We start from the raw sequence: 20193 nt of genomic DNA, 5'->3' as shown, positions 1-20193 counted from the left end.
ATCTGTTATTTCAACAAAATTAAAATTTATTTCTTCATTTATTATATCATAAATTAATTTTAAAATTTAGCATTTTATGAGGTTATTAGGGTAGTCACTATAGATTAAAGCATCTTTAATATTTTAGTTGTAGATAAAAACTTATTCATAATCATATAAATGATAATAGATAATATGAATATAACAAATGCACAAGAGATTAATACCATAAATAGATACATCATCATTTGAATATTTAACATCTTCAATATTCCATAACTTATGAGTAAAGCTATATATGCAATGATAATTGGTATTCCATATTGTGATAATTCTTTTATGATGTATTGTTTTCTCATATCCTTGTTTGAGATACCATTAACTTCTAATAAGACTTGAGAAAATCTTAAGTGATAGTAATCAATAATTTTAAGTAAAATTATTGAAAGAACAACGATTGCACATATAAATATCATTATTGAATTTGTAAATTGTTCTGTGGTATTTTTTATATTTAATAAAGTTGTTATTTCTATTTGATTTTCTAATGATATATCTTCATATTTATCAATAAGAACCTCTAGTGTTTCAAGGTAATCATTTGCATCATCTAATGATATTAATGCATATGATGATTGTATAGGTGAGTTATCTTTATAATTATAGAGCTTTAAATAATCTTCATAAGGAAGATAAATGACTCTTGCAAGATTTGATTTTAATTTATAATCAGCAAATGCTTTATCTAATTGATAATCTGGTTGAAGGGTTATATTTTTTCCCTCAACTATAACATCTATTGCTTTGTCTTTTGTATCTCTGTATGTTTCATAATTGATATAAACACCTGCATGATTTTCATTTTTCAATGATTGTTTGATACCACGAGTAAAAAAATCATTTTCTAAATAGGGACATATCAAATATTGATTATCACTTATAAGTGGAGTTATTCTTTTGACAGCTTTGATATTTGGCAGTCCTTCCATTTCTCTAAGCACTGGTCCACTTATTTTCTTATCCATCCTTATTACCAATTGTGAACTTCGATATTCTTCTACGTTTTTATCAAGTTGCTTTTGATAATATTGTAAATACATTCCACAAAATGTACTAATAAATAAAATAAATGTTAAAAACAGTTGAAAAGTTTTATGTTTCCATTGATTTTTACGAAATTCACATTTATAAAAATAAGGAAGTCCTTTGAATACATATTTATCTTTATGCTGTAATGATGGATGAGCATTAACTAAATCTGAGCTTTTTATACATTGAATTTGTTTATCCTTAACTTCATAAAGATTATCACACGCTTCAAATAATAAACTATCATGTGAAGCGATGAGAATTGTTTTATGATAACGATTTTTTAATAAGTCTAAGATTTTTATAAATTCTTCCCTATTATCTTCATCAAGATAAGCTGTTGGTTCATCCATGAATATATAAGGTGTATCTTTCATTAAAGCACAAATAATTGCTAAACGTTGTCTTTCTCCACCAGATAAATGTTCAATATCTGTATGATCATCTAAGAATAACTCCAAGTCTGTTAAATACTGACGTGCCTTTTCCTCAGAAAATGTTTCTTGTGTTAAACTAGCATAAAAACGAATATTTTCCATGAGAGTCATACTATTGAATAATGGAATATTTTGAAAAACAAAGGCAATTTTATTTCGTTGAATATCTCTTATCTCATCTTTTGATAATGTTTGAACATCCTTTCCATCAAAGATATAATTCATTTGACTTTGATGAGATAAAAAAGCAATATCATATAATAAACTACTTTTACCTGAACCACTTGGTCCAGAAAGAACAGTAATTTGATTATCATAAATATATAATTGGCCATTCTTAATAAGTTCTTTATCAAATGATAGTGAAATATTTTTTATTTCTAGCATCGTTTATTTCGTTCCCTTCATAGATTTTTTATTGTATAATCTATTTCTATTTTTTCTTTAATACAAGGTGAGAAACTGCATGCATTAAAAGCAATAATATAAAACTTATTCCTAAGACTGCTAAATATTGAGTAATATATGCATATTGTTCTCTATTAATATATAACCATAAAAAACCAGCTATTGATATGATGATAAAATACATGCTATTTTCTAACAAAAGACTTTTCTTAGTATCCTTATCTTGTACCCCACTATCTTCCAATATTTGAAACTCTTTCTTTCTAGATTTCATTAAAAAGTATTGTGTTGTAAGAAGGGCTATTAATCCCACACTACAAATAGCAGCAAAACTTAACAACTTTGTTTGAAATGCTTCTTTCATCATTTTATCATATTCAAGCTGACCCAGATATCTAGAAAATGTATCATATTCATCATCCATCTCTAAAATAGAATTATTAATATCTGCAACATAGTCCTCATCTACAAATAATACATACTCATTCATGGTATATGGCTGTGCTGAAACTTGTTTAGAAAGAACATTATCAATGTAATAGCTAGAAATGATTTCTTCCTTCTTGTCAATATGAGACATGATATTCATTAAATTTTCATAGGGAATATAAATAATCAAGTCAGTTACTCCGGTTTCATATCCGTCATCCTTTTTAATAATCTTACTGACCTTAAATTCTAATTCTCTAAGTGTATATGTTACACTTCGATAATCTAGCCCACTACCTTTTATATATTGATCTTTAGGAATATAAAACTTCGCCTTAATTGTATCTCCTTCATGAATCTTATAAACTTGTGATAACCCATAGCTTATATAAACTCCATTATCGTGATCATTAAAATCATTACTCTCATAATATGGATATACTCTTAGGTCATAACCCTCACTCACATTTATAGTATAATTTTTTGTAGTTCCATTCTTATTAACAATTTGCAAAGTTTGTGATTCCTCACTATGAGGATTGAATAAGGTCAATTCCTCAAATTTCTTAATCTCCTTTACACCTTCCATATGTTTAATTTTGCTTAAATTATCTTCATCAAAAGGTTTTGAATCATGAGATCCTGATGAAGGATTATAGTCCCAAACTATTTCACCCTCTCTACTTCTTATAAATAACATTTCTTTTGAAGATTGATTTATTGCTTGAGAACTAACATTTGTGGTTTTTAAAAAAGAATTAACGATTAAAGATGATTGAATAAGGATAAATAAAGAAATAACTATAATCCCTATATACTGTATCCATTGAATTAAACTTTTATATCTAAAATACTTAATTGGTGAAAACTGATAATTATTTCTTAATTTTATTTCAGTTTCCTGTGTTTCATCAATATCATTCTTTTGACAATGAAATTCTTGATTTTCTATCTTATAAATAACATTACATATTTCTAATATTTCAGGTGTATGTGTTGTTAATATGATTGTTTTATCTTCTAATGAAACCAATATCTTTTTTAATAAACTTATATTCTTTTTATCAAGTGAAGCTGTTGGCTCATCTAAAATAATGATATCCTTATCACAAAATATAGCAAGAGCAATTAACATTCTTTTTCTTTCACCAATAGATAAAACACTTGGTAATTTATTAATGTTCACATTATTTAAATTAACTTTTTCTAGACAACGATTAATTTTTTGTACATCTATTTTTTCTTTCTTCATTTCAGCATAAAACTGAAAATGTTGCTTAATTGACATATTTGGAAAATAACTTCCTAACTGATCAACATAAGCAACATGATTTCTTACAAAATCATCTTTTTGATGAATTTCTTCATGATTATAATACATCTTTGATTGTGAAAAAGATGAATCATGTATAATACTTTTTAAAAATGTTGTTTTTCCTGATCCACTTTTCCCTACAATCGCATGAATAGATGAGGAATAGAATTGAATTTGTGTATTATTGAATATATTTCTATCAAAAGAAATATGAATATCTTTAATCTCTAGCATAATATGCCCCCTATTATTTTATTTTGCTTATATCAAATTATATATTTTTTTAATTGTAACACATTTAACTATCACCAAACAATTTTTTACTCACAAGAAACATTTTTAAGTCACAAAATACACAATATATAAACTATAACATTCATTTTATATATATTCCTTTTTATCAATAAACTTTCTTATATATAATATTTTAAAAATTAAAAAACACCTATATCAACTCATATGAATCAACATAAGTGTTCTATACTGTATTTAAATATTAATTTTATAATCTGAATTATTTCTTATAGAGACAAGAAAACAACACAACTCCTCATGTCAGTTGTTATTTGTCAGATTGATTAACAATCAGTCTCAATATCATATTTTTATATATAAATAATTATCATTACCAAATTAATGAAGTTTATATAATAATACAGAAAATCAAAAAATGATATTTTTGGGAGATAGAAATTATTTATCAACTGATATGTTTATCTTCTATAACATGAAGATCTACAAATTTTGTTATAGAGGAAAACCAAACTTTTATAAGGAATAGCTAAAAAGCAGTGTAAGAGATGGATGGATCAATTGATTTAAAATTAAAATAGTCAAGGACCATGATAGAAAACATAGAAGATTTAGATTAAGAATAGACAAAATTAATTTTTTCATTATTCTACCACTTCTATTGTTTCTTCAATTTCTGCAGGAATGCCAGTCTCAAAATTATTAATTGCTTCGTGTAATGAGTATGTTCTATACCCTAAATAAAGGGTACTTAATAGTAATACTAATATGCATGTCATTGTCACAATTCTTTTTAAATTCATTCTCTTCAATAAATATTTACTATTAATTGTATCATAATATGCTTTCACTATATCGATAGGATTGCCAAAAATATCAACTAATTCTTCATATGATGTATCTTCATATTCATCAATTTGTTCTTTAAGCTGGTTAAGATACAATTTTTCTTTTTTTAAATATACAGGAAAAAGCTTTTTTACATCCCTATAATATCTTTTATTTGCTGTCATTGTTTTCCCCTCCATGAACAATATTGTTAATTTGTAGTACAAGATTATCATAATCTTCCACAAGCTGTTGAAGATATTCTTTTCCTTCATCTTCCAAATGATAATAAACGCGCGCTTTGTTTTTTACAACAATTGTATGACTAGTGATATAACCATCCTCAATAAGTTTATAAATAACAGGATACATAGTCCCATGTTTAGGCACAACATAACCATTTGTTTGTTCAGAAATCACTTTAGATAGTTCGTAGCCATACATATCTTTATGTTTTAAGACACTTAAAATCAATAAATCAAGTTTAAATAAATAATTAGAATATTTAGCCATATCTACCTCATTTCATTTAATAGATTATATCACAATAGTAACGAATATAAAATAAGTCGTAAAAAATAATATATTTATTGACAGTTATAATAAACCACAATACAATATAATTAGAGAAAGCGATTACACCCTAAAAAGAAAGATAATGAAATATTAAATTTATGTAATCCAAAGATAATACTTCTTTTAATTGGAAAGAAGTATTTACATGAAGTTATTTAAGAAGTTTATTATTCTCTCTACAGATAAGGGGATATATGGAGTATTAATAATAGCTCTAACAAAAAATTAAGTATTTAATGAAAATCATATCTTTGTTGATATGCTTTATAGAAAGGATTTGATATAGATGATAAGAGTTCAAGATTTGAGTTTTAGTTATAGTCAACTTACAATTTTTGAAGAAGTGTCTTTTTCGTTTTATAGTCATCATATCACTGTGATAAAAGGTGAAAGTGGTAGTGGCAAAACAACTTTGCTTGATTTGTTATCTTTGAGATATGGAGTTTGTTTTGATATGGAATATAATGGTCAAAGCATAGTTCATAATAAAGTTCAGATGAAGTATTTAAAAAATCTCTATTATATGCAGCAAGAATGTAGCTTTAATACAGATCTTAAGATAAAAGATTATTGGAGCCTTCTAGAAAGTATATATGGTCAATGCTCGAATTTAGATTTTCTGATACAACAAATGGGTCTGGAAAAGGAAAAAGATTTATATCCTGCTCAGCTTTCAGGAGGGGAAAAACTAAGAGCTTCCTTTGTTGCTATTGCCATAATGAAACCACAGATTATTTTGATGGATGAACCAACTGCTTCATTGAATATTGAATACAAAATAAAATTATTAGAATTACTTCAGAATCTAAAAAAAGATTGTCATATTATTATAGCAACACATGATCCATATATTATTGATAATGCAGATATGCTATATACAATAGACAATCATGATTTAATATTACAAGATAGTACATTATTAGATAATAATAAAATTTCTAAAATTAAAAATAGAGAGATTTCATTAAAGAAAAACTGGCTTAATATCTTTATGAAAATGAAAAAACATCATATCTTCAAGGAAAGTATCACACTTTTGTTGATGTCATTTGCTATAACGCTTTGTGCGTTTTCAATCAATGTAGACAACGGATTCTTTCGATCTTTTGAAACAGACTTAGAAACACTTGAAAACAGAAACATATTGGTTTACAAAGGATTAGATCCAAGTAGTCCAGGCTTTAATGGAAATATGGAAAATGCAACATATTTTCCTATAACATCATCAGAACTCGCTACGATTCAAAATATACCAAACATTGCATCAATGTCCCCAAAAATTATTTTGCATAGTTATATTGATGAGAGGTTATTAAAAAGTTATCCATCCATGCAAATTATTAAAGATAATCAAATCATTTATGATTATCAAAATACTATTGATAAAGAATTGAAGGAAAGCAATTCGAATTTTTTTACATTATTTATTGATAAAATGAATAATCAAGAAAAAGAGAAATATATATCTGAATCCTTTCGAAATCATGAAGAAGATGGCATTTATTTAACGAAGCAATTTATGATCAGATGTGGCTTAACGATAGATAATTTAAAAGACGCATCTATTAAAATGAATATTGCAATACCTATGTATGATGTTTCTGGAAAGATGCAATTTTCCGGAAGTACTCCAAGTGGTATAGAAACAAGCGACGACGATTTTCTTCCGGCAAATTATATTGAATGTACTTCTAAAGAATTAGTTTTACCTATATTAGGTGTGGTTGAACATGATTTAGAAGGAGCACTGACAGAACAGGATGCAACTTTTTATATGAATGATCAATTGCTAGAAAAGATAGCCCAATCGTGTATGCCTACAAAAGGAAAATCTGTCTATTTGAGGGATAGTGCAGAAGGATATGTGGAAACTCATTCATTGGAAGATGCTGATTTGGTTGAAGTCTATACACCATGGCAACCAAATGCATACACTGTTGAGGTTGATAAAACTGAACACATTGAAAAGGTTGTTGATGAATTGGAGTCAAAAGGACTGACAGTTGATTGGAAATATAATGATTATCAATTGATAGGTGAATCTATGAAGAATACAAAAACAACACTTTATTTTATAAGTATAGCTTCGATTATTTTTGTAACATTCATTTATGGAATTATTCATTTTATCAAGGGAAAGGATGAAAAAAATTTCAACCAGTGGTTAAGAAGCATAGGTTATCTTCAAAAGAAGGATATATTAAAGATTAAGATCCAAAAATATTTCATTAATGCTCTTTTGCTAGCGATAATTTCTTACATGATGCTTTGGGTAGTCGTACTCATATCTGCATATGTTTATTATCAGCCATATATCATAGACTTTAATTCGGTGTTGGTAATCTTTACAGTTGCATTCATTATACAGCTAGTTGTACCAATGTTATGGGAGGTGTTGTCAAATGATTAGACTTGAAGATATCAATATTGTCTTTGATAGACCATTGTTTGTTCATCAAAATATAGAAATCAAAGATCATTGTTTGACATTGATAGCTGGTGAAAGTGGTTGTGGTAAGACAACGCTTCTTTATCAGATAGGCCTTATTAACTACTCAGAAAAAAATGCAAAATATTGGATTAATGATATAGATATAACATCATTTTCTATGCATAAGAAAACACTTTTTAGAAGATATAATATCGCTTTTGTTTTTCAAAACTATATGTTATATGAGCATTTCAATGTGTATGAAAATTTATGCTATTATGCAGCTTTGTCAAACAAATCATTGAATGAAGAAGATGCCAGAGAATATTTAAATAAGGTTCATCTTGATGTCTTGCTGGATAAGGCACTCTATACACTTTCTGGTGGACAAAAACAGCGATTAGCCATAGCATGTGCTCTTATCAAAGATGCACCAATCTTAATATTAGATGAACCAACCAGTGCATTGGACGAGAAAAATGCCATTTCAATATTTCAGGTTCTTAAGGAAATCAGCCAAGAAAAAACGGTTATTGTGACAAGTCATAATCAAATAGCTTATGACTATTGTGATGAAATTATTGAAATAAAGGATGGTAATATTCATAAAATAAAAGAATCTCATGCCAAAAATCAAGAAAGTGTTATTCATCAAAAAAATTCATCACATATTTCATGGCAGACATATCGTTTTTATATGAAAAGACAATTTCATTTTTCAAGAAAGATGAAATATTTATTGATATTAGCTCATTTAGTTATTCTGCTGTTTTGTTTTGGAACAGTCTATTTAACGGATCAATCTATTCAGGATAACCTGAATATGATTTCTTCAAAGGATCCTGGCTGGATGTATGTTGAAGGTATCAAGAAGGATGAATTATCATCAAATACAATCATGTCATCTTATCCGTTTTATGATGTTTCATTGTTTATATTAAATGATTCGTATCCAGTTATTCCGTACTATCCTGAGGAAAATATTGCAAGTAAGATTTGGTTTAGAATGGATGTTACAGACAATGATGGATTTTATTTTAGTAACTCGCTATATACGAGTATTAAGTATCTTGTCGCACCAACAAACGAAATGTCTTTTTTGAATATATCAAACGGAAAAGAAGTTTCTCTTTTTTATAAAGGAATATTGTTGCAGGGAGTTGCAAGCGAGCTGATTGATTCTAAGAAGTTTATTTATATGCCTCAAGAATTAATTGAAAATCAATTGAATCCTCAGCAAGTCAATGGATATGTCGTGTTTTGTAATTCCTATCAGAATTATGTCCAAACAAAAGAGACTTTAGAAAAATCAGCTTATAAAGTTATCACATACCATCAATTTGACAGCATAGCAAAATATGTAGAAAGATTGCATGATATTCAACAGAATCTTATTATTGGAATTCTCGTTTTAGGATGCATTATTCTTATGATTATGTATCGTTCATATATTCAAAGTAGAGAAAAAGAATTATCACTACTTAAATGCATGGGATTAACTACGCTTAATATTTCTGCGCTTGTATGTTTTGAATTGATATTGATGAATATTATTGGATTGTTTATTGTGTTTATCTTGACGAATCTGTTTATTCAAGACTTTTATCAATATATCTTTTTGGTTGAAACAGCTATTTTACTTGTTAATATCTTACTCATTGTCTTTATGATAAAGAGAATCAAACCGGTCAAGGTATTTAGAAATTAAATAGATATGAATGGAGATAAAAAAAAAAGATACACTTTGTATCAAACATTCACTATTTTTATATAAAAAAAGTAGAACTCTTATAAGAATTCTGCTTTTTTCACGACTAATTTGCGAAAACAAGATAACTTCTTGGATACTTTCTTGACCAGTTAATAACATAACAAGTCTATCAATTCCCATACCCATTTCACCTGTTGGTGGTAAACCATATTCTAATGCTTCTACATAATCTAAATCCATTTCAATTCATTCATTATATATATACATTTTTATGTGTTTTTCTAAGTTATTAGATATCTAAAACAAGTGTTTATACACTAATTTTATCTCTATTGATTTCATTTTGTATGCCAAAATGTATGCCAGTGACATCTTCAAAATATTAATTTTATCCCTATTTATTACGTTATTTCATGTGTAGTAATATTCAAAACTTCTAATGATAAAATTACTATTTTTTAAACATTACTTTATCAACATTATTCATATTTATGTTCCCAAATTATAACACATCAAATCTAAAATTGACACTTTTTGACACTTATATCCTATAAAATTAAAATTAAATTATTTCTTTACAAAAATAAAAAATAAAGTTACTGATATATAGTAATTTTACACTTATACAAATTTTATTTATATTTCCTATGTTTCAATTAAATCAACAGGAATAAAATTATTATAATATTTAAATTTTAAAATACATTTTGCTTCAGAATTTCTTTTAAGTATTTGCATATCATGATTTTTACTATCATAAGATATCATCAAATTTCCCATTGTTTTGATATCATATACTTTATCAGGTAAAAAATCGTAATCTCCACTAGAATAAACAACTTGCTCGCTATTACTTATAACAATAAGATTATTATTCACTTTTTTAAAATTACAAGCAGTATCTCCTAAATAGTATAAGTTATCATCAAGTGTATAAGTTGATACTTTACCTAAATAATATTTATTGTCTTCACTACTATAAAGTATGATATATCTATTGTTATTTTCAATTGTGAAGTTATCGATATCCTTGATAGTTGGAGTATATATATCATCATCTTTTCTTGTAAAAAAGATAAAAGCAATAGAAACTATACAAATGAATACAACACTAAAAATTATTATTTTTTTCTTCATACAAGCGACACATCCTCTCAACTGTTTTTCTAATATAATTTTACCATAGGCTATACACTCAATAAAAGAAAAAATGAAAAACAATTAAATATTATTCTAATCCGTGTATTATAAAAAAATGGAATTAAAGATTATTAGGACAAGGTATGCCTTATCCTAATAATAGCATATTGATTTCTGTCATCTAGATATTAAAAAATCTTCAAAGATATCGTATTATTTTAATCAACAAAAAATAAGGTAACTATTAACTACCAAAAGTTGCACTGCAGTGATCTTATTGATGATGAAGTTGCTATTTGTATTAGCACGTTTTACAATTATATTCAAACGAAAAGACTATCTAGTCCATCGCCAAACTTTCTAAATAGTCAACCACGAAAAGAGACATGTTTTTATAATGCTCTTTCAAGAGAATAATAAGAAACAATCAGTCTTCAAACCAATTTTTAAGAAAGGAGTTTTTATATACCCATATATATATGAGAAAAGTAGAAAAATATTGTTGAATATATTGATAATTTATAAAATGTATGCCACCTATACTTATAAACAACTTTCATTACTAATAAAAAAGCATAACTGATAAGTTCAGAATACTCACCATAAACAAACCTCGTAATTAATTAATATATCACATTAGTATATATTTTTTGATAATTACTACTTACACATGAATTAAGCATTTATTTCATTGAAATTATAATAATCTAATAATATAAGTTTTTTATTTACCTAAACTAAACACACCATCTACATATTTATAAAGTTGTATCACATATATATAATGAAAAATAAATAGATGACTAAATAACATTACAAATGCAACTAACCAGGCACTTCCTGGAATATTCAAAGTTAAATATAATTCAATTACAGTTAAAATAATGATAATAGGTATAAATATGCAACTATATGTTATTATTTCAATTGAGATTGTTGATGGCAATTCATCTCTGTTTTTCTTTTTTAAATAATACAAAGTGAATGGAATAATTGTTAAAAGAATAATAATAATATGCATAGGATCAAAATAGAACCCTAAAAAGATTTTAATATTTCAGAAAAATCTTCTGTGACCATCCCCAAATACCCCTGATTATACAAAATTATAATCATAATCGTATTTACAATCATAAATAATAGATTATAACCATAATAATTGTACCTATTCATAACATTATATTTTTTCTTCATAAAAATCTCTCCTTTTTATATAATATGAATTTTGTATTATATTTGGTGTAGATCACTTAATATTTTTAGTGTTATTAAGTGTATTAAACTTAGCCGTTATGGGACACTACGTTTATATTCGTGTGTTTCCCAAGCAGTACATTTTTTCTTGAAATCAATATTACATGCGGTGCATAATTAAATTCACCAAGTTCATCAATTAACTTATCTTTTAATTTCATATCCCCTTTTCCCATTTCAAAATAATATATGTATTTTTTAGTAGTATTAATATCCTTTTTTATTTTTTGTATCAAATCTTTGCAATATGGGCACTCTTTCCTTCCTATAACTAATATAAATTTTTTCCCTGAATTTATTCTTTCATGAATTTGATCATATTTGACTATATTAAAATATTCTTTATCCATATTTTTTAGTCCAATCATTAGTATTATTAAAAAAACAATGCTGATACAGATTACTTTTTTCTGTTAATCATAAAATCACCTAATTATTCTTTTTTTAATCTGTATTAAAATTTAGAATCTTAACTTAGATTATTATAAATAAATATAGTTATTTATAAAATATATAACATAACTTATATATTTAAATGAGAAAGAGAAACACTTTTGAGATATCTAACATAATCAATAATATTTAAATTAATATCTATGTTCTTCTTTATAATATTATACTAATCTACATTATTTAATCAAAAAATTAATAGAATGTTTATACATAATTTTCATTTATAAATTCTAAGTTAAATTTAGATAATCAAAATGGTTTGATTCAATTTTTTATTATTAATATAATAACCATTTTTATCTCCTCCTCAAAATTATTTAAAATAGAATTATACTTCTTATATCTATAATAAGTATAATTCCTTTGAAAAAAAATATATATAATTAATGCGTAGAACACCTGTTTTTTGCGTAGAAAACATTATAATTTTAATTCGTTTATAAAATGAAACAATATTATAATCATTAATGAAAATATAATTATATTTAAATATATCAATGTAAATCTTTGGTTTCTTTAACAATTTTTTTTATAATCTAAATATGCTATAATTAAAAAAAAGAAGGTGATTTTTACAATGAATGTTGCTATTGTAGACGATGATATTATATTTTCTAGAACTCTGAAAAAATTAATTGAATCATTCCTAAATAAAATATTCAATGATTTAAAAATTGAACTTATAAATGATAATTTCTATAATCGCATTAAAGATAAACCTTATGATTTGATTTTTTTAGATATTGATTTAAAAAAATCAAATGGCATTAATATTGGAAAAAACACACTGTTATGGGAAAATCAGCCTATTATAATTTTTGTTTCTGCTAGAAACGAACTTGTATTCTCCTCTCTATCTGTCAGACCATTCTATTTCGTCAGAAAATCAAATTTAAAAAATGACTTAACTACAATGTTTGTGTTGTTAAAAAAATATTTTAATGAGCAAATGTCTTTTTTTACATTTGAATTTCATGGTAGAATAACTAATATTTATTTTAAAGATATATGCATTATAGAATCTAAAGGTCATAACATTATTATAAAAACTAAAAAGGGCGAATATATTTGCAGAGCATCAATGAAAAATATTTTAGAAACTTTAGGGGAAAAAAATATTGTTCAAATCCAAAAAGCATATGCTGTTAATATTGACTATATTAAAGAAATTAATAAAGGCATAGTATATCTAAAAAATAATGAACAATATAACATTGGAAGAAAATTTAAAAAAACTGTTGTTCAAAAATATAAGGAAAGATTTTTAAAATGGTAGTATTTAATTATTTGATTAATTTTATAGAAGGTTTCATATTAAGTTCTTTTATTGCGTTTTATTTTGACTTAAAAGATAAAATAAAATATATCTCTATTGTTTCTTTAATTTGTTTTTCACTCATTAGTATATCAAATTTTATTAATGAATTTGATCATTTTTTACTATACATACTTATAATTGCACTATTAATATCTTTATGGATTACAAAAAAAGATAAAAATTTTGAAGATATAATTATTTGTTTCATCGCAGGAATGATGCTTCTAATTGCAAATTTGATTTCATTATCATGTACATCTTTAATCTTTAATATTAGTACAACAGACATTTATGACAACCAACAGTTATTTGTATTTGCTATAATTTTATCCAAACTCATTTTTACATTTATTGCAATTATAACTTGTGCATTTAAATTAAAAACAAATACTAAATTACCTATGAAATATTGGTGGATAATTTTGATCTTAGGATTATCTATTATTTTTGTTTTAGCAATTCTCATAGAAAGTCTGTTAAGCAATTTTATGTCTTCAAATATGATTCTTATATTAATGATTGCTATTATAGTAATATCATTTTTATTCTTAGTAATTTTTAGAAAAATACAAATAGAAAATGCCGAAAAAATAAAGTTAGCATTAGAAATTCAAAAGAATAAATATAATACAGAGAACTATAATAAAATAGTTGCAATATCTAATCAAATTACTGAAGCTGAACATAGAATGATGTATGTTTTAATGCAGCTAAGAACTTGCATCGATAACATGGACTATGAAAATGCATCAATTATAACTGATCAATATATAAAAAAAGTAAAATCGTTTAATTCTATGATTACAACAAATAATCCATACTTTGATTTTATAATTAGCAGAAAAATTAATGAACTTATTTTTCAAGATATATATGTCAAAAAAACAATATTTATATCTCAAAATGATATATATAATAATAAAAATTTTTGTGATCTAATACTTAAAATTATATATATATTCGAAATCAATCTAGATAATAGCAAAGAACTAAACCTTGGTATAAGTCAAGAAAGTAATTTTGTTCTAATAGAGGTTATAGGAAGATTAACAACTAATAATTTTAAAATTTCTGATGAAATAAATAATTTAATTAAGTTATTCAATGCTGACTTTACTTTAAACAATACAAAAGAAATTGTTACTCTAAAATTGATTATTGAAATATAAATCAAAATAAAATATCCTAGTAATTGAAATTATTATTAATAATATTACTCTGTTGTGCTGATAACACTTTGTATGCTTAGTAAACAGTAACCATGTGATTATCACATAAAAATATATGAATTTTATTTATCTTTTTACGATGCACTTTAATACTGAGATATAGATTATGCTTTCTAATAAATAATTATCTAGTATTGTATAGATATTTGCACATTTATCATTATCCCTAAGATATTTAAAAAATATGTTTCGTTTTCTATAATTAGGTTTATAAACATTGAAGATAATTTCCCAGACATTAATGAAAATTATTGCTTTTCCTTTGTCTCATTTAACGATAATATCATAAGTTCTATAGCTCCATCTAAAACTACTTATATCATTTCTAAAAATTGCATTGTCTTCAAAAACATCTATTTTTTTAATTTAAAAGCAATAATTTCTTCAATACTTTCCCATATATTTGTATTCATATCTTTAATTTTATCAAGCAATTCATATTCATATTTAAAAACAACATTTTTTGATTCTAAGAATTGTATTGCTTCAATAAAACTTTTTCTATTTGTACCTAGCATTGCCTCAAATGTCACCTTACTTTTATCTTTTAAATGTACTGAAAAGAAGATTGGATAAGCATATTTCAACAAACGCCCCATTAATATATTTTTCCAATAGACATGAATATAGTCAATATCATCTATATAAACTGAATTAACTAACTCTGGTCTTGTAAAGATTACTTCTTTCGTGTCATAGACACTAATTTTATTTGATTCAATGTCCCAATGATTAGATTTTTTTTCCTACATAAATTTTCATAATATTACTCTCCATTACTGATATATCAAATAAGACTTTTTAAATATATCTTAATTATATTTATTTTTTATTATTCTATGATATTCATGATTATTATTATTTTGTTAATAAATATTTTTTATAATATTCTAATAAATTTTTTTGATATTTTCTGCCAATATTGAACTTATAATTTGGTGAAAGCAGTACAAATTTTTTGGTGACTTCTTTTGAATAACTTAAATTAATAATTACATTTCTTTGAATTTGTACAAAATTTGTTGAATCTAATAAGTTTAGAAATTGTAATATTGATTTAGCAATAACATAATCTCTGCTTTCTGTATGTATTGTAAGTTCATGTCCCAGTGAAATACAGTATATTATTTTTGTTATATTAATTTTTACCATTCTCCCTTTTATTGTTAAAATAATATTTCTATAGTACATATCTAAATGTTTTTTTAATAATCTAAATACTATATATTTATCTTCGTTGTATTTTGATTTTCTAATAAATTGAAATGGTCTTACAACAAGAGTGTTAAAAACTAAATTTTCATGTGAAGAAATAAATATAATAATGATTGCTGGGTATATGTTTCTAATTTGTGTAGATAATTCTATTCCATCAAACTTTTCTAGGTCAATATCTATAAAAATAACATCTGTATCTATTAAATTAATTTTATAAAAATCATTTGTTAAAATTTCTATATCTTCAATATTAACATAATCTTTAAAGTGAACATATAAATCATATTTTAATTGTACAGAAAAATTCGAATCATCATCAATAATTTTAAATTTCAATTTTCTTATATCCTCCTATTTTTAAAAGTTATTGTATTTAAGTTTAATTATCCATATCTTCAATGGTCTATTGTGATTGATTATGATCCTTTATATTAATTTCTTCTTTTTTAAGCTTCCTAGAAAATAGAGAAAAACATTTAAGATACATGCCATTGAAATACCTTCAATAACACTATGATTATTTATGAAATGTAAAATAAAAAATAATATTACACATACTGTTTTTATGTGTTGTTTAGATTTTGTATATATTTCTTTATAATTTCCTAAGAAATCATTAGTTAAAGGAGTAACAAACCAAAATATGACAATAGCAATAAATCCTACTATTTTTATCAGTATATGTATATCCAATTTTCTCATAAAAAGAGTAATTATAAAGAGCATAACAAATGAAATTAAACATTTTTTTACACATGAACAATGATAACCACCTAAATTAATTCTTATAGGCGTAAATGATAGTAAAAAAAATATTCCATATGTAATATCGTCAACTATAATAGATATAGTTAAAACTAACAGTATTGGTAATAAATTCATTATTAACACTTTCATTCCATAATCATAAAAATTATATTTATCTTCTTCAATATACTTTTTATTTATTAATTCTGTTAATATTTTTTTGCTCAAATTCATGTCTTCCCCTCTTTAAAATTACTTATCTTATTTAATAATACATTGTTAACACACCATATATTAAACTGACTTCATTAATTTTCATTAAAATTATCAGGTATTTTTGGTTGATACATTCCTAAAACAGAAATTGAATGTGCTCCTGATATTGCCATAAAAGAAACAACCTTTAGAAAAAAAGTTATTAATAATTTTTTCATAATATTTCACCTTCCTCATTTTTTAATAAAAACTGCAAATATTTGTTTTAATTAATGTTCATTCTATATTTTATATTTGTTATCTCCTTTATATTCTACATTTTATATTTTTTTTATAATATGTTTATAATTTTGTCATAACTAACATCTATTTGTCACAACTAACATATTTTTTAAACCCAGTAAATCAACATACATATATTTTTATCTTATATAATGTTTCTCCTTCTGTAATATGTCCTAGTTATAAAAATAGTTACAGAGGTGACAATATGACATTAAGGTAGTGTCATGATATATTTACAATTATCCCAACAAAAAATCTAATTAAAAAAATACATATTACTTGTACTTCCATTGTTTTCTCGAGTTCTATGTATTTTTAGTATTAAATCTTCTTTTTCAAAAACTGCCAGTTGTCTAATAATAGTACGTTTACTTAAGCCTGTATCTTTTGCTATGGTGTTAATAGAGAGAAAACATGACTAGTTTTTCTATTAGCATATCTTAGCAATGCTCTGTAGACCGTTCTTGCTGTTGGAGATATATCAGCGCTTGATACTTTATTATAAAAATACATATAATCTTTATTCAACTTTAATACCTACCTTTCTGATACTTTCTTTTAGAATGTCTTTTATTGGATATTAATCTTTTAACATTATTTTAAGTTTACTCACAGTCGTTAGTAATCGCCATATCATTTACAGTGATTAGACAAAGCATGCTTACCTTTGCTAACTGATTCACTAATTATTTGTTACTTTACTTTTTCATTAGTAAAGGTCCTCTTCAAATTTATATGAACAAAAATAATAAAATTCATGAAACAATATTAAAGAAACACATATTCATATTTTTAAAACCTATATATACTTTTTTGTTTTTTACTCTATTTAGAGCAAAAAATAGTTAAACTAAAAAGAGGAGTTGAAAATATTGACTATTTATCAATAAAATCATTTCCTCTTTTCTTTTTACGCTCATAATTTAAAATGAGAAAGAGCTCTTTTACTATGTTTAATTATTTCACACGTGGCTTCATTTGCGGAAAGAGAATTACCTCTTGAATAGATTCTTGACCAGTTAATAACATAACTAATCTATCAATTCCCATACCCATTCCACCTGTTGGTGGTAAACCATATTCTAATGCTTCTACATAATCTAAATCCATTTCATTTGCTTCATCATTACCTAATTCTTTTTCTTTTAATTGATTAGCAAATCTTTCATATTGATCAATAGGATCATTTAATTCAGTAAATGCATTAGCATATTCATTACCACAAATAAATAATTCAAAACGTTGTGTAAAACGTGGATCATCTAAGTTTTTCTTTGCAAGTGGAGAGATTTCAATTGGATGTCCATATACAAAAGTAGGTTCAACAATTGTTTCTTCTACATATTCTTCAAAGAAAGCATTAATAATATGACCATAACCAAAGTGAGGTTCTACTTCAATATGTCTTTCTTCAGCTAATGCTTTTGCTTCTTCAAAAGTCATATCACTAGCAAAATCAATACCAGTTTTTTCTTTAATTGCATCAGTCATAGAAATACGTTTAAATCCAGGAGCTAATGATAATTGATGTCCTTTATATTCAATATCATAAGTTCCACAAACAACCTTTGCAGCATTAGAAATAATACCTTCAGTTAAATCCATCATCCCTTCAAGATCACTAAAAGCTTTGTAAACTTCAATTGTTGTAAATTCAGGATTATGTGTTCTATCCATTCCTTCATTTCTAAACAATCTTCCAATTTCATAAACCGCATCCATACCACCAACAATTAATCTCTTTAAAGATAATTCAGTAGCAATTCTTAAATAGAAATCAGTATCCAAAGTATTATGATGAGTTATAAATGGTCTAGCAGCAGCTCCCCCTAAGATAGGATTTAAAACTGGAGTTTCTACTTCAACATATCCTTGACCATCTAAATAATTTTGAATTGAACGAATAATTTTAGGTCTTGCAAAAGCAATCTTTCTTGATTCTTCATTCATAATTAAATCAACATATCTTCTTCTATATCTTTCTTCAACATCACTTAAACCATGATATTTTTCAGGTAAAGGACGTAATGCTTTTGTTAAGTGAATATATTTTGTTGCTTTAACTGAAAGTTCACCTGTATTTGTAACAAAAACAGTTCCTTCAATACCAACAATATCACCAATATCACTCTTGATTAAAACTTCATAATCTTCTTCACCAATAACATCTTTTCTTACATAGATTTGAATCTTTCCATCTCTATCTTGAATATGCATAAAGCAGACTTTTCCTTTACGACGTTTTGTCATAATTCTTCCAGCCACTTTAACAGGTACTGCCATTTCTTCTAATTCTTCATGTGTTTTCCCAGCAAATTCTTCTTTAATTTGTTCAGAAAAATGAGTCACATCAAATCTTTGTCCAAAAGGATCAATTCCTCTTTCTTTTAAAAACTCTAACTTTTCACGTCTTACTAATTCTTGTTCACTAAATTGTCTTTCTTCCATCATTTTCTCCTTTCCAAATAAAAAACTCCCATCCACAAGGGACGAGAGATATCGTGTTACCACCCTAATTCATTACTATATCACTATAGTAATCTTTTCAACTCCTATCAGAGTCTAGCCTGTAACGCGGCACACGTTATTTTATCACCTTTGATCCAAAATACAGCTCCTAGTCTTTATTCATTGTTAATATTATCATCCATTTCCACCATCAGGACTCTCTAGTCATACATCATAACAATTACTTGTCTATTCACAGCCTTTTTTCTATACGCATGTATTATATAAATAAACCAAGTTCTTGTCAAGTTAAGAACTTGGTTTTTCTTTTATTCTCTGATTCAAATATGATATTGTCTCAATGTATCAAAGTTGAATATGTCCTGCATGCAGGACATATTCAAAACTTCATGTTATGATATAACCTCAT

General features: G+C 25.2%; 17 protein-coding genes, 1 pseudogene and 1 other annotated feature. Of the genes and pseudogenes, 4 read left to right on the top strand and 14 right to left on the bottom strand.

Annotated elements, in window-relative coordinates:
• Nucleotides 1-104 precede the first annotated feature (104 nt).
• The 4 genes from EDD60_RS14175 to EDD60_RS14160 all read right to left on the bottom strand — a co-directional run bounded on the left by EDD60_RS14175 (nucleotide 105) and on the right by EDD60_RS14160 (nucleotide 5250).
• Nucleotides 105-1892: an ATP-binding cassette domain-containing protein gene (locus tag EDD60_RS14175; protein WP_066448813.1), complete on the bottom strand. Its 1788-nt coding sequence runs from the start codon at nucleotides 1890-1892 to the stop codon at nucleotides 105-107.
• Nucleotides 1893-1938: 46 nt separating this feature from the next.
• Complete coding sequence (locus EDD60_RS14170; protein WP_066448815.1) at nucleotides 1939-3891, bottom strand: ATP-binding cassette domain-containing protein; 1953 nt, start codon at nucleotides 3889-3891, stop codon at nucleotides 1939-1941.
• Between the two features lie 662 nt (nucleotides 3892-4553).
• A complete protein-coding gene (locus EDD60_RS14165; RefSeq protein WP_066448818.1) occupies nucleotides 4554-4922 on the bottom strand; it encodes a DUF6120 family protein in 369 nt (122 codons plus the stop codon).
• Entirely contained in the window at nucleotides 4909-5250 is a 342-nt protein-coding gene (locus EDD60_RS14160; RefSeq protein WP_066448820.1) for a PadR family transcriptional regulator, read from the bottom strand. The genes EDD60_RS14165 and EDD60_RS14160 overlap by 14 nt, the downstream gene beginning before the upstream one ends.
• Before the next feature lie 349 nt (nucleotides 5251-5599).
• Between EDD60_RS14160 and EDD60_RS14155 the strand changes: the two genes are divergently transcribed.
• Together EDD60_RS14155 and EDD60_RS14150 are read left to right on the top strand one after the other, a co-directional pair.
• Nucleotides 5600-7723, top strand: coding sequence for an ATP-binding cassette domain-containing protein (locus EDD60_RS14155; RefSeq protein ID WP_066448821.1), 2124 nt, complete (start codon nucleotides 5600-5602; stop codon nucleotides 7721-7723).
• Nucleotides 7716-9452 carry an ABC transporter ATP-binding protein/permease gene (locus tag EDD60_RS14150; RefSeq protein ID WP_066448822.1) on the top strand — a complete coding sequence of 579 codons (1737 nt, stop codon included), beginning with the start codon at nucleotides 7716-7718 and terminating at the stop codon, nucleotides 9450-9452. The genes EDD60_RS14155 and EDD60_RS14150 overlap by 8 nt, the downstream gene beginning before the upstream one ends.
• On the opposite strand, the pseudogene EDD60_RS14145 reads toward EDD60_RS14150, so the two are convergent.
• The 4 genes and pseudogenes from EDD60_RS14145 to EDD60_RS14130 form a co-directional block, all read right to left on the bottom strand.
• A pseudogene (locus EDD60_RS14145) lies at nucleotides 9396-9698 on the bottom strand (amino acid--tRNA ligase-related protein); the annotation flags it as partial. The gene EDD60_RS14150 and the pseudogene EDD60_RS14145 overlap by 57 nt on opposite strands.
• Before the next feature lie 402 nt (nucleotides 9699-10100).
• The gene (locus EDD60_RS14140) at nucleotides 10101-10592 is read right to left on the bottom strand and encodes a hypothetical protein (protein ID WP_066448825.1); all 492 of its coding nucleotides are present in this window, start codon (nucleotides 10590-10592) and stop codon (nucleotides 10101-10103) included.
• A 727-nt stretch (nucleotides 10593-11319) separates the two neighbouring features.
• Nucleotides 11320-11616, bottom strand: a complete 297-nt coding sequence (locus EDD60_RS14135) for a hypothetical protein (RefSeq protein ID WP_066448828.1) — start codon at nucleotides 11614-11616, stop codon at nucleotides 11320-11322.
• A gap of 262 nt (nucleotides 11617-11878) precedes the next feature.
• Nucleotides 11879-12199 carry a thioredoxin domain-containing protein gene (locus EDD60_RS14130; protein ID WP_066448831.1) on the bottom strand — a complete coding sequence of 107 codons (321 nt, stop codon included), beginning with the start codon at nucleotides 12197-12199 and terminating at the stop codon, nucleotides 11879-11881.
• A gap of 680 nt (nucleotides 12200-12879) precedes the next feature.
• Here EDD60_RS14130 and EDD60_RS14125 point away from each other — a divergent pair.
• Together EDD60_RS14125 and EDD60_RS14120 are read left to right on the top strand one after the other, a co-directional pair.
• Entirely contained in the window at nucleotides 12880-13578 is a 699-nt protein-coding gene (locus EDD60_RS14125; protein WP_066448834.1) for a LytR/AlgR family response regulator transcription factor, read from the top strand.
• Nucleotides 13572-14789: a hypothetical protein gene (locus EDD60_RS14120; RefSeq protein WP_066448837.1), complete on the top strand. Its 1218-nt coding sequence runs from the start codon at nucleotides 13572-13574 to the stop codon at nucleotides 14787-14789. Before EDD60_RS14125 ends, EDD60_RS14120 begins: the two co-directional genes overlap by 7 nt.
• 413 nt (nucleotides 14790-15202) lie before the next feature.
• On the opposite strand, the gene EDD60_RS14115 is transcribed toward EDD60_RS14120, so the two are convergent.
• The 6 genes from EDD60_RS14115 to lysS form a co-directional block, all read right to left on the bottom strand.
• Entirely contained in the window at nucleotides 15203-15448 is a 246-nt protein-coding gene (locus tag EDD60_RS14115; protein WP_066448839.1) for a hypothetical protein, read from the bottom strand.
• Nucleotides 15449-15707: 259 nt separating this feature from the next.
• A complete protein-coding gene (locus EDD60_RS14110; protein WP_132226512.1) occupies nucleotides 15708-16403 on the bottom strand; it encodes a LytR/AlgR family response regulator transcription factor in 696 nt (231 codons plus the stop codon).
• A gap of 90 nt (nucleotides 16404-16493) precedes the next feature.
• A complete protein-coding gene (locus tag EDD60_RS14105; RefSeq protein WP_066450030.1) occupies nucleotides 16494-17048 on the bottom strand; it encodes an accessory gene regulator B family protein in 555 nt (184 codons plus the stop codon).
• A 74-nt stretch (nucleotides 17049-17122) separates the two neighbouring features.
• Nucleotides 17123-17248, bottom strand: coding sequence for a cyclic lactone autoinducer peptide (locus EDD60_RS14100; RefSeq protein ID WP_082787437.1), 126 nt, complete (start codon nucleotides 17246-17248; stop codon nucleotides 17123-17125).
• Between the two features lie 323 nt (nucleotides 17249-17571).
• Nucleotides 17572-17709 (bottom strand): hypothetical protein, encoded by a 138-nt coding sequence (locus EDD60_RS16510; RefSeq protein WP_243646691.1) that lies wholly within the window; start codon nucleotides 17707-17709, stop codon nucleotides 17572-17574.
• Nucleotides 17710-18272: 563 nt separating this feature from the next.
• The gene (gene lysS / locus EDD60_RS14090; RefSeq protein ID WP_066450031.1) at nucleotides 18273-19763 is read right to left on the bottom strand and encodes a lysine--tRNA ligase; all 1491 of its coding nucleotides are present in this window, start codon (nucleotides 19761-19763) and stop codon (nucleotides 18273-18275) included.
• 34 nt (nucleotides 19764-19797) lie between these two features.
• Nucleotides 19798-20029, bottom strand: a binding site (T-box leader).
• Nucleotides 20030-20193: the final 164 nt, after the last annotated feature.

Origin of the sequence: Longibaculum muris, assembly GCF_004343035.1 — a bacterium.
In the GTDB taxonomy this organism is placed as follows: domain Bacteria; phylum Bacillota_I; class Bacilli_A; order Erysipelotrichales; family Coprobacillaceae; genus Longibaculum; species Longibaculum muris.
Note: the sequence above shows the minus strand (reverse complement) of the source record. Positions and strands in the feature narration are given on the sequence as shown.